This window comes from [Mycobacterium] manitobense (assembly GCF_025821665.1).
Lineage (GTDB): Bacteria > Actinomycetota > Actinomycetes > Mycobacteriales > Mycobacteriaceae > Mycobacterium > Mycobacterium arseniciresistens.
In genome coordinates this window covers 1-14,574 of record NZ_JACKSJ010000188.1, presented here as the reverse complement: position 1 = coordinate 14,574, position 14,574 = coordinate 1, and the positions used below count along the sequence as shown (strand labels likewise).

The window sequence follows — 14,574 nt, the reverse complement described above, 5'->3', positions numbered from 1 at the left end:
CGATTGTCATTAGTAGAGAAGGGAGGGCGACATGTACGCGCATTGTCAGGTCACCGGGCGCAAGCCAGGATTCGGCAACACGGTCTCGCATTCGCACCGGCGCAGCCCGCGCCGGTGGAACCCCAACATCCAGCGCAAGACCTATTTCCTGCCCTCGCAGGGCCGCCGGGTCACGCTGACGGTCAGCGCGAAGGGGATCAAGGTCATCGACCGCGACGGCATCGAGGCCGTGGTCGCCCGCATCCGGGCGCGAGGCGAGAAGATCTGATGGCGCGCACCGAGATCCGCCCGATCGTCAAGCTGCGCTCGACCGCGGGCACCGGCTACACGTATGTGACGCGCAAGAACCGCCGCAATGATCCGGACCGGCTGGTCATGAAGAAGTACGACCCCGTGGTGCGCCGTCACGTCGACTTCAGGGAGGAGCGCTGATGGCCAAGAGGTCGAAGATCGTCAAGAACGAGCGGCGGCGGGCGACGGTGGCCCGCTACGCCGAACGGCGCGGTGAGCTCAAGGAGATCATCCGCCGGGCCGGCACCGTCGAGGAGAGAGTGGCCGCGCAACAGGCGTTGCAGCGGATGCCCCGCGACGCCAGCCCGGTCCGGTTGCGCAACCGCGACGCGGTCGACGGCCGCCCGCGCGGGCACCTGCGCAAGTTCGGGCTGTCGAGGGTACGGGTCCGTGAACTCGCCCACCGCGGCGAGCTGCCCGGTATCCGGAAGTCGAGTTGGTGAGCATGGCGAAGAAGAAGCCGAGGCAGCGCCGCGCGCCCGTACCCGAAACCAAACGGCAGAAACGTAATCCGCTCAAAGCCGCGGGGGTGACCCGCGTCGACTACAAGGACGTCCCGCTGTTGCGCACGTTCATCACCGAGCGCGGCAAGATCCGGTCGCGCCGGGTCACCGGGTTGACCGTGCAGCAGCAGCGTCAGGTGGCGATCGCGATCAAGAACGCCCGGGAGATGGCGCTGTTGCCCATGGGGCCCGCCTAATAGGCGTACTGCTCCTGGCGCGTCAGGCGCGGGCGGCGGCGCGGGTGCTGCGGAGGCCGAATGCGGCGGCCGTCAGGCAGGCCGCCGCGACGGCGCCGGCGAACCACGGGAACACCGCGGTGATGTCCCAGCGTGTCGCGGCCCAGCCGGCCATCAGTGTCGGCACCGCCATCGCGGTGTAGGCCAGCAGGTAGTACGCCGACATGGTCTCGCCGCGACGGTCGGCGGGCACCGCGTCCGACAGGTGGCGCAGCGAGCCGCCGAAGCCGAGCCCGAAGGTGGCGCCGAGCAGGGCGGCCGCGACGAACACCAGCTGCCACTGGTGGGACATCAGCACCGGGATCGTGACGAGCAGCGCGACCGCCATGCCGACGTCTCCGACGACGGCCGACCTGCGGGCGGGTACCCGGGTGGCGAAGAGTTGGGCCAGCGCGGCGGCGAAGGCGGTGGTGCCGACGACGGCGCCGCCGAACACCAGGTTGTCGATGTGGGTCTGGCGGGCGGCCAGCGACGGGTACAGGGACAGCAGGACGCCGAGCACCGACCAGGATGCCATCACGCCGAGCGCGGCGAACCAGAAGTCGGCGCGGATCTCGGCCGGCACGGCGGGACGTGCGATCCGGATGGGTCCGCTGCTGCGGGCGAGGTGCGGCTCGCGCAGGGCCAGTAGGCCTACGCCGACGATCAGGCACAGGACGGCCACCACCGCATACGGGGTGCGCAGGGGGTGCGGCGCGTACTGGGCCAGCAGTGCGGAGCCGACGATGGCGATGGTCATGCCGATGTTGAAGCTCACCCCGCTCAGCTGGCCGGAGCGCACGCCGTGATGGGGACGCAGATCGAGCAGTGCGGCGGCGCCCGCGACGACGATGGAGCCGACGGCCGCGCCGTGGATCGTGCGGGCCACCAGCAGCAGCGCCATGTTGTCTGCGATCAGGAAGACGCCGAGCCCGACCAGCAGGGCGATCAGCGCGCCGACGAGGACGGGTTTGCGGCCCACCACGTCGGAGATGCGGCCGGACACCAGCACGGCGGCCAGCGCGGCGACGGCGTAGACCCCGAACACGACGGTGGTGGCCAGCGGCGAGAGGTGCCAGGCGGACTCGTAGATGCCGTACAGCGGGGCGGGCAGTCCCGAGACGCCGAGCGCCACACCGCTGAGCACCAGCAGCAGCGGGTACGCCCAGCGCTGGGTGTCGACGTGCGGAGGCTCGATCGCGACCACTCCGTTCCCTCCCGGTGATTGGTTTGACAGGCATCGAACTTCAACTGAGAGTACGTTAGGTTCGATCCTCATCAAACTTCGCGTGGCAAAGGACACATGACACCGCCAACCGCCGCCTACCCGACCCACCCGGTCGCGTCCGTGCAGCAGGTGCTCGGCGCCATCGGCGACCCGGTGCGGCTGGAGATGGTGCGCCGGCTGTTCAACGCCGGCGTTCCGGTGCAGTGCGGCGGGCTCTACGACGGCATCAACAAGTCGACGGCCGCTCACCATTTCCGGATCCTGCGCGAAGCGGGGCTCACGGAGCGACTCGTTCTCGACGGGCACACCTGCCAGCGACTGCGGATCGAGGAGGTGGATGCGGCGCTGCCGGGTCTGCTCGGTTCCGTCGTGGCGGGCGCCAACCGGGAGACGGTCGGCTAGGCGGTGAACGGTGCGACGGTGATGCCGTCCTCGGTGAGGCGACGCCGCACCGCGGTGGCGATCTCCACCGCGCCCGGTGAGTCGCCGTGCACACAGACCGAGGCGACGGAAATCGGGATCGTCGACCCGTCGACCGCGTCGACGCGGCCGGCGGTCACCATCGACACCACCCGTTCGACGATCTCACCGACGTCGCCGAGCACCGCGTTGGGTTCGCGGCGCGACACCAGTTGACCGTCGGCACGGTAGGCCCGGTCGGCGAAAGCCTCCGGCACCGTGCGCAGTCCGAGCTCCCCGGCGGCGGCGAAGAACGCCGACCCGGACAGACCGAGCACCGGCAACCCCGGGTCGACGGCGAGCACCGCGGCCGCCACCGCCCTGGCCTGGCCGTGATGGCTGACGATCGAGTTGTACAGCGCACCATGGGGTTTGACGTAGGACACCCGTGACCCTGCGGCATGGGCGAGCGCCTGCAGCGCACCGATCTGGTACATCACGTCCGCGGTGAGGTCCTCGGCGGTGGCGTCGATGAAGCGGCGGCCGAAGCCTGCGAGATCGCGGTAGCTGACCTGCGCGCCGATCCGGACGCCGCGCTCAGCGGCGGCCCGGCAGACCCTCGCCAGCCGGGCCGGGTCGCCGGCGTGGAAGCCGCAGGCGACGTTGGCGCTGGTGACGATGTCCAGCATCGCGTCGTCGTCGCCGAGGTCCCAGATCCCGAAGCCCTCGCCGAGGTCGGCGTTGAGGTCGACGGACAGATCGGCACGAGCCGTTGGCATGCCGTCAGCCTAGTGTGGCGCGGCCGGCCCGAGGCGATCACTGAGTGTGACCGCGGGCCATGAGTTCTCGCTGACGAACTCGGCCAGTGGGCGACCGTGCGTCCACTGGTCGAGTTCCAGCGCGGGCCGGTCGGGGAACTCGGGCACCGGGCCGAGGCACAGCACCGCCACCGCCTGCGCCTCGTCGGGCAGGCCGAGCAGCGCGCCGAGGCGGTCCGGGTCGAAGATCGACACCCAGCCCATGCCGAGGCCTTCGGCACGGGCGGCCAGCCACAGGTTCTGGATCGCACACGACACCGAGGCGAGGTCCATCTGCGGCAGGGTGCGCCTGCCGAACACGTGCCGCGCCCGGTCGTCGCCCAGTGCGACGACCAGCAGTTCGGCGCACTCGAGGATGCCCTCGACCTTCAGCGCCAGGAACTCCGCCGCGCGGGGGCCCAGCGCCTCGGCGGTCCGCAGCCGCTCCTCGTCGACCAGTGCGTGGATCCGGCGCCGCAGTCCACCGTCGGTGATACGGATGAAGCGCCACGGCTGCATCAGCCCCACACTGGGCGCGGCGTGCGCCGCCTGCAGCAGCCGCCCGAGCACCTCCTCGTCGACCGTCGCGCCCGCCACGAACCGGCGCATGTCGCGCCGCTCGGCGATCACCCGGTAGACGGCGCGCCGCTCGGCGGCGCTGAACGCATGGTCGGTCACCGGCCCAGCTTAGGGATGGCACCATCGAGAAGTGGCCCGTGCCGACGTCCTCATCACCGCCGACGAACTGCTCCGCCTGCTCGCTGACGGGCGGCCGGTCACCCTGCTCGACGTGCGCTGGCAGCTCACCGAACCCGACGGCCGCGACGCCTACCTGCGCGGTCATCTGCCCGGAGCGGTGTACGTCTCGCTCGAGGACGAGCTGTCCGACCACGCCGTCACCGGTCGCGGCCGCCATCCACTGCCTGCCGGCCGCGCCGTCGAGTCGGCGGCACGCGGGTGGGGTGTGCGCGACGGTGTGCCTACCGTCGTCTACGACGACTGGAATCGCGCGGGGTCGGCCCGGGCGTGGTGGGTGCTGAGCGCTGCAGGCATCTCCGGAGTCCGGATCCTCGACGGCGGGCTCGCCGCGTGGCGGCAGGCGGGCGGCGCCGTCGAACCGGGTGCGGTCACCCCGGCTCCCGGCGACGTCAGCGTCGCGTACGACGATCTGTACGCAGGCGCGCTCCCCACGCTGACCGCCGACGACGTCGCCGGCTACGGCGGCGTGCTTCTCGACGCGCGTGCCCCCGAACGCTTCCGCGGTGAGGTCGAACCCGTCGACCCGGTGGCCGGCCACATTCCGGGCGCGCGCAACGCGCCGAGCACGGCCGCGCTCGCCGCCGACGGCACCTTCCTGCCGACGGCGGACCTCACCGGGATCTTCGAATCACACGGCGCCACAGTGGCTCCCGGAGTCGGCGTGTACTGCGGATCCGGGGTCACCGCCGCGGTGACCATCGCGGCGTTGCGTGCAGCGGGCGTCGAGGCTGAGCTGTTCCCCGGTTCGTGGTCGCAGTGGTCTTCGGACGCCACCCGGCCGGTGGCCGTCGGTCACTGACGCGTGGCATCGTTATTGAAAATTGTTTCCACCAACGGGTAGCGTCGTTGTTGGAAACGATTGTCGATAGCGGCGCCTTGACGAGTGCGCGGAACGGAGTCAGATCGTGAAAACCGGCATCCATCCCGACTACCACCCCGTGGTGTTCCAGGACGCCAACACCGGCGCCGCCTTCCTGACCCGGTCGACGATCACGTCGTCGCGCGCCACCGAGTGGGTGACGCCCGAAGGCGTCCACACCTATCCGCTCGTCGTGGTCGAGGTGTCCGCGGACTCCCACCCGTTCTGGACGGGAACGCAGCGCCACACCGACAGCGCGGGCCAGATCGAGAAGTTCCACCGCCGCTACGGTCGCCGTGCCGGCTCCCGATGAACAGCGGGCCACCGGACGGCCTTTCACCCTCGCCGTCTGCACGGCCTGTGGCACCCCACCCGACGACGGCCTGATCCCTGCACTGCGTGCCGTGGTCTCGCAGTGCCCGCACGCGATCCTGGTGGTCACCCGATGCCTGCTCGGCGAGCTGACCTGCGCGACGCGTTCCCCGGGCGGAACGATGCTGCTGCTGCAGCCGTGCACCGCGGAGCGGGTGCCGGTGGCAGCGGTGCTGTGGATCGGCCCGGTCGTGACGGGCGACGACGTGCGGGCCGCGTGTGACTGGATCCGCGCCGGCCGCTGGACCCGCGAGACGCTGCCGGTGCGGCTGCGCGCCGAGCTGAACCTCGCCAGGGCGGGCCGGATGAACTGACCGGCCCGGGTGCTCAGTGGGCGTGGCTGTGGGTGACTCCCCAGGCCGGTAGCGGATCGGGCATCGTCGCCCATCCCTGCGCTCCGAGGGCGACCTCGTCGTCGGTCAGCAGCGCAGAGACCAGCAGCGCCTGGATCCGGTCCCGGTCGAGCCGCACCCCGATCAGCACGATTTCCTGGCCAGGCTGAAGCTCGGTCGCCGACCAGAACTGTGCCGGCTCGATCACCAGGTTGGGCCCCGCCTGTGACCAGATCGCGGCGATCTCCGGCCTGCTGGCTATCCAGCAGAACCCCTTGCTGCGCAACACGCCCCGCACCTCGTCGAGCGCGTCGAACAACCGCTGCGGGTGGAACGGCCGGTCGGCACGGAAGGTCATCGAAGCGATGCCGTACTCCTCGGTCTCGGGGGTGTGGCCGTCGGCGATTTCCTCGTCCCAAGCGGGCGCCTCCGCCGCGGCGGCCGGGTCGAAGAGTCCGGTGTCGATTACCTCGCCGATGTCGACGACGCCGCGCTGTGTGTGCAGGATCTTGGCGGTCGGGTTGAGCCGCCGGACCATTGTCTCCACCGCGCCGAGCCGCGCGGGCGGCACCAGGTCGGTCTTGTTGAGCAAAATCACGTCGGCGAACTCGACCTGGTCGACGAGGAGGTCCGCGACGCTGCGGGCGTCGCCCTCGCCCGCGGTCATGTCGCGGTCGGCCAGCGCCTCACCCTTGGCGATCTCGGAGAGGAACGTCGAGGCGTCGACGACAGTGACCAGGGTGTCCAGCCGCGCCACGCGGGCGAGGCTGAAGCCGTCATCGAACTCCCAGCTGAACGTGGCGGCCACCGGCATGGGTTCGGAGATGCCCGTCGACTCGATCACCAGCTGGTCGAACCGCTGCTGCCGGGCCAGCTCGCCGACCGCTTCGACGAGGTCTTCCCGCAGGGTGCAGCAGATGCACCCGTTGGTCAGTTCGACGAGCCGCTCCTCGGTGCGGCCGAGATGGCCGCCGGCGGCGATCAGCGCGGCGTCGACGTTCACCTCGCTCATGTCGTTGACGATCACCGCCACCCGCCGTCCCTCCCGGTTGGCCAGGATGTGGTTGAGCAGTGCGGTCTTCCCCGCGCCGAGGAATCCGGACAGGACGGTGACGGGGAGCGGGCGCGCCGCGGGGCTGGACATGGCTTGATGATAATCATTGCCATTAACAGTGACCTCGGTTCGCCACCGATAATGCAAACCGTTATCGTTATCGGGTGACGACGAAGCGCGTTGCGGTCCGCACAATGGCCGCCGGTGTCCTGCTGGTCCTGCCCTTGGGCACGGCGGCCTGCGGCAACGGCGACCAGAGCTCGTCGGCCCCGGCGCAATCCAGCGCGCCGGCGTGCCCCACCGATCCGGTGTCGGTGGTGGCGAGCGTCGACCAGTGGGGCGACATCGTCTCCGAGCTGGGCGGACAGTGCGCGAAGGTCACCACGGTGCTCGCCGGCTCGGCCGTCGATCCGCACGACTTCGAGCCCGCGCCCAAGGATGCCGCGCTGTTCGAGGACGCGCAGCTGGTCGTCATCAACGGCGGTCATTACGACGAGTGGGCCGCCAAGCTGGCGGCCGGCTCGGCGCCGGACGCACCGCTGGTCGACGCGCTCGAAGCAGGCGGCGGCGAGGCCGGGCACGACGAGCCCGCGCACGGGGCCGGCGAAGAACACGCCCACGAGGCCGGCGCAGACCACGCCCACGCACATGAGGACGGCGAACCGAACCCGCACGCCTGGTACAGCCCCACCGCGGTCACGACGGTCGCCGACACCGTCACCGCCGAGCTCGGAAAGCTCGCACCGGAGGCCAAGGGCTACTTCGACGAGCGGCGCGCTCAGTTCGGCGAGTCGCTGGTGCAGTACGACGAGCTGATCTCGTCGATCAAGGCCGGCGCGTCCGGCAAGACCTACGCCGCCACCGAGAGCGTCTTCGACGACATGGCCGCCGCCGTCGGCCTGACCGACCGCACGCCCGAGGGCTATCGGACTGCCTCGGCGAGCGAGACCGACCCGTCGCCCGCCGACCTCGACGCGTTCCTGCGGCTGCTCGAGGATCGCGGAGTGGATGTCCTGGTCTACAACGTTCAGACCGAAGGCTCTGTGCCACAGCAGATCCGGGCAGCGGCCGAAAAGTCGGGCGTGCCGGTCGTCGAGGTGACCGAGACGGTGCCCGCAGACGCCTCGTCGTTCCAGTCGTGGCAGGTCGACCAGTTGACCGCACTCGCGAAGGCGCTTGGTGTCCCTGCCTGATCCGGTCTCCGCTGCACCGGCGCTCGCCTTCGAGGGCGCCGCCGTTGCCCGTGGCGGGCGCACGGTCTGGTCGCAGGCCGACTTCGAGATCCCCGCGGGCGGGATCGTCGCGGTCATCGGCTCCAACGGCACCGGCAAGACCACCCTGCTGCAGGTGGTGCTCGGAGTGCTGCCCGTCTCCGCGGGACGGGTCCAGGTGTTCGGCCGCCCGCCGGGCACCGACAACGAACACATCGGCTACGTGCCGCAGACAATCGGCTCACACACCGGTGAGGCCATCCGGGTGCGCGACGCGGTGACGCTCGGACTCAACGGACACCGCTGGGGTTTCGGCGTCGCGAACCGTGACCAGCGCATGCGGGTCGACGAGGTGCTCGCCGCCGTCGACGCGACCGAGCTGGCCGACAAGCGGCTGTCGCAGCTCTCCGGCGGGCAGCGACAGCGCGTCGCCCTGGCCGAGGCGCTGGTGAGCGGCCCCGAGATGCTGATCCTCGACGAACCGCTGGCATCGCTGGACCCGCGCAATCAGCGCGAGATGGTCTCGCTGCTCGGCCGCATCAACGCCGAGCTGGGCGTGACCATCCTGGTGGTCGCCCATGATCTGAACCCGCTGCTCGGGGTGCTCACCGGTGCGGTCTACCTGCTCGACGGGCACCCGCACTACGACACCATCGACGGCGTCGTCGACGAGGAACTGCTGACCCACCTGTACGGCACCACGGTCGAGGTCGTGCACACTCCACAGGGCGACCTGTACGTGCGGAGGACCTGAGTGACCACGGCTTTGGTGGCGTTGGGCTACCAGGAGAACTGGTGGCAGATCCTGACGTCGAGCTTCATGCGCAACGCCCTGGTCGGCGGCACCCTGGTGGCGCTGGCCGCCGGGCTCATCGGCTACTTCGTCGTCGTGCGCAACACGGCGTTCGCCGCGCACGCACTCGCGCACATCGGTCTGCCCGGAGCCACCGGCGCCGTGCTGCTCGGTCTGCCGGTGGTGCTCGGACTCGGAGTGTTCTGTGTCGGGGGAGCACTGGTCATCGGCGCGCTGGGGCGCCGCGCCGCCGACCGGGAGGTCGCCACCGGAACCGTGCTGGCGATGGCCACCGGTCTCGGTCTGCTGTTCAACTCGCTGGCCACCCGCAACTCGAGCACCCTGACCAACGTGCTGTTCGGCAACCTGCTGGCCATCACCGATCAGCAACTGCTCACCTTCGCCGTGCTGCTCGCGATGGTGGTGCTCAGCATCGGCGTCATCTACCGGCCGCTGCTGTTCACCTCGATCAACGCGCAGGTGGCCGACGCCCGCGGAGTGCCGGTGCGCGGGCTGTCCATCACGTTCATGGTGCTGCTGGGCCTGACCGTGACGATGGCTGTGCAAGCCGTCGGAACGCTGCTGCTGTTCGCGCTCGTCGTCACCCCGGCGGCCGCGGCCATCATGCTCACGCCACGGCCCCCCGCGGCGATCGGCGTCGCGACGCTGATCAGCCTCGTGTCGGTGTGGCTGGGACTGGGAGTGTCGGCGATGTTCAACGCCCCGCCGAGCTTCGTCGTCGTCACCATCGCGTGCGCGGTCTGGGCGGTGGTGTGGGCGGCGCAGCGCGGGCTGCGGTCGTCGGCGAACCGCGTGCTCGTCACCTGACCGGACGGCACCGGACTCGCCGTCGACGGCGCGTCCGCTAACCTGACACAGCATGTCGAGGAGTCCGCACCCGCGCCGGCGTGCGACCCTGGCCTCACTGGCCGCCGAACTCAAGGTTTCGCGGACCACGATCTCCAACGCGTACAACCGGCCCGACCAGTTGTCGTCGGACCTGCGTGACCGAATCTTCGCCGCTGCCAAGCAACTCGGCTATCCCGGACCGGATCCGGTGGCCCGGTCACTGCGCACCCGCCGGGCCGGTGCGGTGGGGCTGATGATCACCGAGCCGCTCAACTACTCGTTCAGCGATCCGGCGGCCCTCGATTTCGTTGCCGGCCTTGCCGAATCATGCGAGGAGGCCGGACAGGGCCTGCTTCTGGTGGCCATCGGGCCCAACCGCAGCGTCGAGGACGGGTCGGCCGCCGTGCTGGCCGCCGGGGTCGACGGCTTCGTGGTGTACTCCGCCTCCGACGACGACCCGTACCTCCCTGTGGTCCAGCAGCGGCACCTGCCGGTGGTGGTGGTCGACCAGCCCAAGGACGTGCCGGGCCTGTCGCGGGTCGGCATCGACGACCGGACGGCGATGCGCCGCCTCGCCGAACACGTTGTCGGACTGGGCCATCAGCAGATCGGACTGCTGACGATGCGGCTGGGTATGGAGCCGCCGAACGGCACGGTCAAGCCGGCGGTGGCCGACCCGCAGCGGTTGTCCACGCCCCACTTCCACGTTCAGCGCGAACGCGTCAACGGGGTGTACGACGCACTCGCCGCGGCCGGACTGTCACGCGAATCGCTGACGGTGGTCGAGAGTTACGAGCACCTGCCCTCGTCCGGCGGGGCCGCGGCCGAGGTGGCGCTGAACGCCAATCCGCGGATCACCGCGCTGATGTGCACCGCCGACGTGCTGGCGCTGTCGGCGATGGACCACCTGCGCGGCCGCGGCATCTACGTGCCCGGCCAGATGACCGTGACGGGTTTCGACGGCATCCCCGACGCGCTGCGCCGCGGCCTGACCACCGTGGTGCAACCCAGCATGGACAAGGGCAGGCGAGCCGGCCGGTTGCTGCACCACCCGCCACGGTCGGGGCTGCCGGAGGTCGAACTGCTCGACACCGAGCTGATCCGCGGCCGCACGTCCGGTCCACCCGCCTAGTTCAGCGAGCGCCACTCGTCGACCGTCGGACGCAGCGCGTCGGCGAGCATCGGCAGCTGCGGCGCCATCGCCAGGGCTGCGACCGCGGCGAGCCGGCCGGCGGCTTCGGTGAGCGCGAGCACCCGTGAGTCGAGCACCCGCATCCCCAGCCGCGCCGCGGCCGCATCGTAGGCGGCCACCCCCTCGGCACCCGCGAGCGCGAGGTCGGACTCCACGGCACCGAGTGTGACCAGCTCGAAGTCCGACCAGTACTCGCCCGACGGCGTCGCGATCATGTTGTAGAAGGGTGCGTCGCCGTGGATCGGTTGCACGTCCACGCCGGGGAACTCCGCCTCGAACGCCGCCCGCGACGCGAAGACCGGTGCGATCGTCGCCCATTCCCTCTGCGCGCGTGCCACATCCGCGGGTGCCATCAGGTCGGGCCGCCGGGAAAGTTCCGCGAGCCCCTCGGGGATGTAGCCGGTGAACTGCGTCCAGAATCCCAGTTCCGCTGCGTCGCAGTCACGCAGCGCGGCATGCAGCCGCGCGGTCGCCTCGCAGCGCCGCGGCCAGTCCGGCTCCGCACCGGGTATCTCTTCGAGATACTTCCAGAACGTCATCGAAAAGCCATCGCGCCGAACGGGTTCGCGTGCCACCAGAGGTGAGGGCGGTACGACCGGATGTCCGCGGTCGGCGAGCCACCCCGCCACCGCCAGCTCCGAGCGCTGCTGCGCCGCCTGCCGGTCGGGATCGGCGGCCATCGACCGCGGCAGCACCGTCGGCACCCGGACCACCACCGGCGCAGGCGCCAGATGGACGATCACCGAGAAGACGTCGTAGAGCACTCTCGGTTCGTCGAACCGGATTCCGAGGTCGCGGCCTGCCGCGGCGGCCGCCGCGACGGCGCGGGCGGTACGCGCGGCGATGTCGTCGGGAGTCAGCATCCGCGCCAGTATGGCCGCCGAAGTGACCGGGGTCGAACCCTTTTCAGCCGCGCCGCGCGGCCAGCAGGTACCCGAGCGCCTCCGCGACGTCCTCGGGTGCGTCGACCCGGTAGACCGCCAGCGACTCGCCCGGCCCGACCTTCACCCCGACGTCGCCGTCGCGCATCCGGCGGAAGGCCTTCTCGTCGGTGACGTCGTCGCCGAGGAAGATCACCGCCGTCGCACCGGTCTGCGTACGAAGGATGTCGACGGCCTCGCCCTTGTCGGTGGAGATCACCGCGAACTCCAGCACGGCCTTGCCTGCGGTGGCCTGCGCATCCCAGGCCGTGGCCGCCTCCTTCGCGGCGGCCAGTGCGGCCTCACCGTCGGCAGGGCTCGCGTTGCGCACGTGCAGCGCCACGCTCGCCGGCTTCGTCTCCACCGTCACCCCCGGCCGGTCCGCGGCGATCTCGCGCAGTTCGGCGACGATCCGGGCCAGCAGCTCTTCGTCCACATCATGGGTGAAGCCGGTGTCGAACTCCGCGCCGTGACTGCCCACCAGGTGCACCGCCGAGGGCATCGCCGACAGCTCGCGCAGCACGCCCAGCGCCCGACCGGACACCAGGGCCGTGGCGGTGTCGGGGAGATCGGCCAGCGCGGTCAGCGCCTCGGCGGAGGCGGGCAGGGCGCGGGCGGCGGACGGATCGCTGACGATAGGCGCCAGCGTCCCGTCGAAATCGGAGACGACGAGCAGGCGGGGTGTGGCGGCGAGGCCGTCGAGCGCGCGGGTCAGATCGGCAGGGAGCACAACGCCATCATTCCCCGGGTCGCTTCGCTCCTGCCCGCCGGACCTTCCCCCTGCCTCAGATCTTGGGGTGGTCCCCGTCGCCGATCAGCAGCCGCACCGCGAGGTCCAGCCGCTTGCTCACGTCCGTGGCCGACGCCCGGCGGGTCAGCCAGGCCAGCAAGTTCGACAACCACACGTCGGAGATCACGCGGGCGATGTGGTACTGGTCCTCGGTGGGTTCGCCGTCGCTCATCGCGCGGGCGAACATCGAGTCCATCAGCTTGCCGACATGGTCGACCTCACCGGCGGCCGAGGCATCGGCGAACACGAACGCGCGCGTCATCGCCTCGGTCAGCAGCGGGTTGCGCTGCATGGCGCGGTTGAGCTTGCCGACCATGAAGTTCAGCCGCTGGTAGGGAGTCCCACCCGACAGGGCGGCGCGGTCGGTCTTGGCGTCGATGCGCTCGAACTCCCGGCCGAGCGCGGAGACGAGCAGGTGCACCTTCGAGGGGAAGTAGCGGTACAGGGTGCCGACGGCGACGTCGGCGCGTTCGGCGACGGCGCGCATCTGCACGGCCTCGTAGCCGCCCTTGGAGGCGATGGCCAGGGTCGCGTCCAGGATGCGCTTGCGCCGCTCCCGCTGCGCTTCGGAGCCGAGTTCGGATTCCGCGAGGACCGACACGTTCATCACCTCACGTGGCCGCGAGTCCGAGCCCGAAGATTGTGCTGGCGACGACATGCAGCGGAAAACTCCTTCATCGTGCGTATCCACCCGAAACGATACGCATGCCCAACCCCATTTTCTCACCTCAGTGCCGCTGCAGCAGCGACCTGTCCTGCTGTGATGCCGGTCGACTTGACGGTCGAACGCTGGCACCATTAGAACACGTTCTAGTGAGAAGCATGTCCTTCTCGCCCTAGGCTAGGAGGCCGGTAGATGACCCAGTCGGTCATGTCGGGGTCGGAGTCCGGCACTGACGAGCAGTCCGCTGCCCGTGAACTGGTGCGGAGCTGGGCCGCCGGCTCGAATGCGGTGAGCGCTGCCCGCGACGTGGAGCAGGGCGACCGCGACGCCTGGAAGGCCCCGTACGCAGGCCTGGCCGAACTAGGCATCTTCGGCGTGGCGGTCGACGAAGACCAAGGCGGCGCCGGCGGCACGATCGCCGACCTGTGCGCGATGGTCGAGGAGGCGGCGGCCGCGCTGGTGCCGGGACCGGTCGCCACGACGGCGCTGGCGACACTCGTCGCGCCCGGTGAGTGGCTCGAGGCGCTGATGACGGGTGAACGCACCGCGGGCGTCGCGCTGGACACCGACGTGCGGGTGGACGGGAACCGGGTCTCGGGCACCGCGGGCCACGTGCTCGGCGCCGATCCAGCCGGTCTGCTGCTGCTCTCCGCGGGTGACAAGGTGCTGCTGATCGACGCCGGGGCGGACGGCGTGACGGTGGAACCGCTGACGCCGACCGACTTCTCCCGTCCGCTTGCGCGGGTGGTGCTCGACGGCGCACCGGCGACCGAACTGCCGGTCTCCACGCGACGGTTCGCCGACCTGGCCGCGACGGTGCTGGCGGCCGAGGCCGCGGGCCTGGCCCACTGGCTGCTGCGCACCGCCACCGACTACGCCAAGGTGCGCGAGCAGTTCGGCAAGCCGATCGGCAGCTTCCAGGCCATCAAGCACATGTGCGCCGAGATGCTGTTGCGCTCGGAGCAGGCGTCGGTGGCCGCGGCGGACGCGGCCCGGGCCGCAGCCGAGTCCGACGACGACCAGCTGTCGATCGCCGCGGCCGTGGCGGCCGCCACCGGCATCGAGTCGGCGAAGGCCAACGCCAAGGACGGCATCCAGGTGCTGGGCGGCATCGGCATCACCTGGGAACACGACGCGCACCTGTATCTGCGTCGCGCGTACGGCATCTCGCAGTTCCTGGGCGGGCGGCCACGCTGGCTGCGGCGCGTCGCCACCCTCACCCAGCAGGGCGTCCGGCGCCGGCTGCGCATCGACCTCGACTCGGTGGAGCACCTGCGCGCCGAGATCGCCTCCGCCGTGGCCGACGTCGCCGCGCTGCCGCAGGACCGGCGGCAGGCCGCGCTCGC

Annotated in this window: 20 protein-coding genes; 13 read left to right on the top strand and 7 right to left on the bottom strand. The window is 70.7% G+C overall.

All coding sequences use genetic code 11. The annotated features are described in order from the left end of the window. Positions 1 to 31: 31 nt before the first annotated feature. From rpmB to rpsR, 4 genes are read left to right on the top strand one after another with little or no spacing between them, the layout of a single operon-like run. Entirely contained in the window at positions 32 to 268 is a 237-nt protein-coding gene (gene rpmB, locus H7I41_RS21970; RefSeq protein ID WP_264014741.1) for a 50S ribosomal protein L28, read from the top strand. After that, complete coding sequence (gene rpmG, locus H7I41_RS21965) at positions 268 to 432, top strand: 50S ribosomal protein L33 (protein ID WP_264014740.1); 165 nt, start codon at positions 268 to 270, stop codon at positions 430 to 432. Before rpmB ends, rpmG begins: the two co-directional genes overlap by 1 nt. Next, on the top strand, positions 432 to 734 hold the full coding sequence (gene rpsN, locus H7I41_RS21960) for a 30S ribosomal protein S14 (protein ID WP_264014739.1): 303 nt from the start codon (positions 432 to 434) through the stop codon (positions 732 to 734). Before rpmG ends, rpsN begins: the two co-directional genes overlap by 1 nt. A 2-nt stretch (positions 735 to 736) precedes the next feature. Next, positions 737 to 991: a 30S ribosomal protein S18 gene (gene rpsR, locus H7I41_RS21955; protein WP_264014738.1), complete on the top strand. Its 255-nt coding sequence runs from the start codon at positions 737 to 739 to the stop codon at positions 989 to 991. A gap of 22 nt (positions 992 to 1,013) precedes the next feature. Here rpsR and H7I41_RS21950 read toward each other — a convergent pair whose 3' ends face one another. Continuing rightward, complete coding sequence (locus tag H7I41_RS21950) at positions 1,014 to 2,216, bottom strand: MFS transporter (RefSeq protein WP_264014737.1); 1,203 nt, start codon at positions 2,214 to 2,216, stop codon at positions 1,014 to 1,016. Between the two features lie 96 nt (positions 2,217 to 2,312). Here H7I41_RS21950 and H7I41_RS21945 point away from each other — a divergent pair, with 96 nt between their 5' ends. Beyond that, entirely contained in the window at positions 2,313 to 2,639 is a 327-nt protein-coding gene (locus H7I41_RS21945; RefSeq protein WP_264014736.1) for an ArsR/SmtB family transcription factor, read from the top strand. On the opposite strand, the gene H7I41_RS21940 is transcribed toward H7I41_RS21945, so the two are convergent. Further along, positions 2,636 to 3,415 (bottom strand): LamB/YcsF family protein, encoded by a 780-nt coding sequence (locus H7I41_RS21940; protein ID WP_264014735.1) that lies wholly within the window; start codon positions 3,413 to 3,415, stop codon positions 2,636 to 2,638. The genes H7I41_RS21945 and H7I41_RS21940 overlap by 4 nt on opposite strands. 9 nt (positions 3,416 to 3,424) lie before the next feature. Continuing rightward, entirely contained in the window at positions 3,425 to 4,111 is a 687-nt protein-coding gene (bluB, locus tag H7I41_RS21935) for a 5,6-dimethylbenzimidazole synthase (RefSeq protein WP_264014734.1), read from the bottom strand. A gap of 31 nt (positions 4,112 to 4,142) precedes the next feature. On the opposite strand from bluB, the gene H7I41_RS21930 reads away from it, so the two are divergent. The 3 genes from H7I41_RS21930 to H7I41_RS21920 all read left to right on the top strand — a co-directional run bounded on the left by H7I41_RS21930 (position 4,143) and on the right by H7I41_RS21920 (position 5,737). Further along, entirely contained in the window at positions 4,143 to 4,991 is an 849-nt protein-coding gene (locus H7I41_RS21930) for a sulfurtransferase (protein WP_264014733.1), read from the top strand. Between the two features lie 106 nt (positions 4,992 to 5,097). Further along, on the top strand, positions 5,098 to 5,364 hold the full coding sequence (locus tag H7I41_RS21925) for a type B 50S ribosomal protein L31 (RefSeq protein ID WP_264014732.1): 267 nt from the start codon (positions 5,098 to 5,100) through the stop codon (positions 5,362 to 5,364). After that, positions 5,348 to 5,737: a hypothetical protein gene (locus tag H7I41_RS21920; RefSeq protein ID WP_264014731.1), complete on the top strand. Its 390-nt coding sequence runs from the start codon at positions 5,348 to 5,350 to the stop codon at positions 5,735 to 5,737. Before H7I41_RS21925 ends, H7I41_RS21920 begins: the two co-directional genes overlap by 17 nt. Positions 5,738 to 5,750: 13 nt before the next feature. On the opposite strand, the gene H7I41_RS21915 is transcribed toward H7I41_RS21920, so the two are convergent. Continuing rightward, positions 5,751 to 6,899, bottom strand: coding sequence for a GTP-binding protein (locus H7I41_RS21915; RefSeq protein WP_264014730.1), 1,149 nt, complete (start codon positions 6,897 to 6,899; stop codon positions 5,751 to 5,753). Positions 6,900 to 7,003: 104 nt separating this feature from the next. Here H7I41_RS21915 and H7I41_RS21910 point away from each other — a divergent pair, with 104 nt between their 5' ends. Genes H7I41_RS21910 through H7I41_RS21895 form a run of 4 tightly spaced genes read left to right on the top strand, consistent with a single transcriptional unit; the run spans position 7,004 to position 10,794 of the window. Further along, entirely contained in the window at positions 7,004 to 8,002 is a 999-nt protein-coding gene (locus H7I41_RS21910) for a metal ABC transporter solute-binding protein, Zn/Mn family (RefSeq protein ID WP_264014766.1), read from the top strand. After that, complete coding sequence (locus H7I41_RS21905; protein ID WP_264014729.1) at positions 7,989 to 8,774, top strand: metal ABC transporter ATP-binding protein; 786 nt, start codon at positions 7,989 to 7,991, stop codon at positions 8,772 to 8,774. The genes H7I41_RS21910 and H7I41_RS21905 overlap by 14 nt, the downstream gene beginning before the upstream one ends. After that, a complete protein-coding gene (locus tag H7I41_RS21900) occupies positions 8,775 to 9,641 on the top strand; it encodes a metal ABC transporter permease (protein ID WP_264014728.1) in 867 nt (288 codons plus the stop codon). Positions 9,642 to 9,693: 52 nt separating this feature from the next. Further along, a complete protein-coding gene (locus H7I41_RS21895) occupies positions 9,694 to 10,794 on the top strand; it encodes an Rv3575c family transcriptional regulator (RefSeq protein ID WP_264014727.1) in 1,101 nt (366 codons plus the stop codon). On the opposite strand, the gene H7I41_RS21890 is transcribed toward H7I41_RS21895, so the two are convergent. From H7I41_RS21890 to kstR, 3 genes are read right to left on the bottom strand one after another with little or no spacing between them, the layout of a single operon-like run. Further along, complete coding sequence (locus tag H7I41_RS21890; RefSeq protein ID WP_264014726.1) at positions 10,791 to 11,717, bottom strand: aminoglycoside phosphotransferase/kinase family protein; 927 nt, start codon at positions 11,715 to 11,717, stop codon at positions 10,791 to 10,793. The genes H7I41_RS21895 and H7I41_RS21890 overlap by 4 nt on opposite strands. A gap of 43 nt (positions 11,718 to 11,760) precedes the next feature. Next, positions 11,761 to 12,504 carry a trehalose-phosphatase gene (otsB, locus tag H7I41_RS21885; RefSeq protein ID WP_264014725.1) on the bottom strand — a complete coding sequence of 248 codons (744 nt, stop codon included), beginning with the start codon at positions 12,502 to 12,504 and terminating at the stop codon, positions 11,761 to 11,763. Positions 12,505 to 12,559: 55 nt separating this feature from the next. Next, entirely contained in the window at positions 12,560 to 13,222 is a 663-nt protein-coding gene (gene kstR / locus H7I41_RS21880) for a cholesterol catabolism transcriptional regulator KstR (protein WP_302471824.1), read from the bottom strand. 198 nt (positions 13,223 to 13,420) lie between these two features. Here kstR and H7I41_RS21875 point away from each other — a divergent pair. Beyond that, positions 13,421 to 14,574 (top strand): acyl-CoA dehydrogenase family protein (locus H7I41_RS21875; protein WP_264014723.1); only part of this gene is annotated, 1,154 nt, incomplete at its 3' end.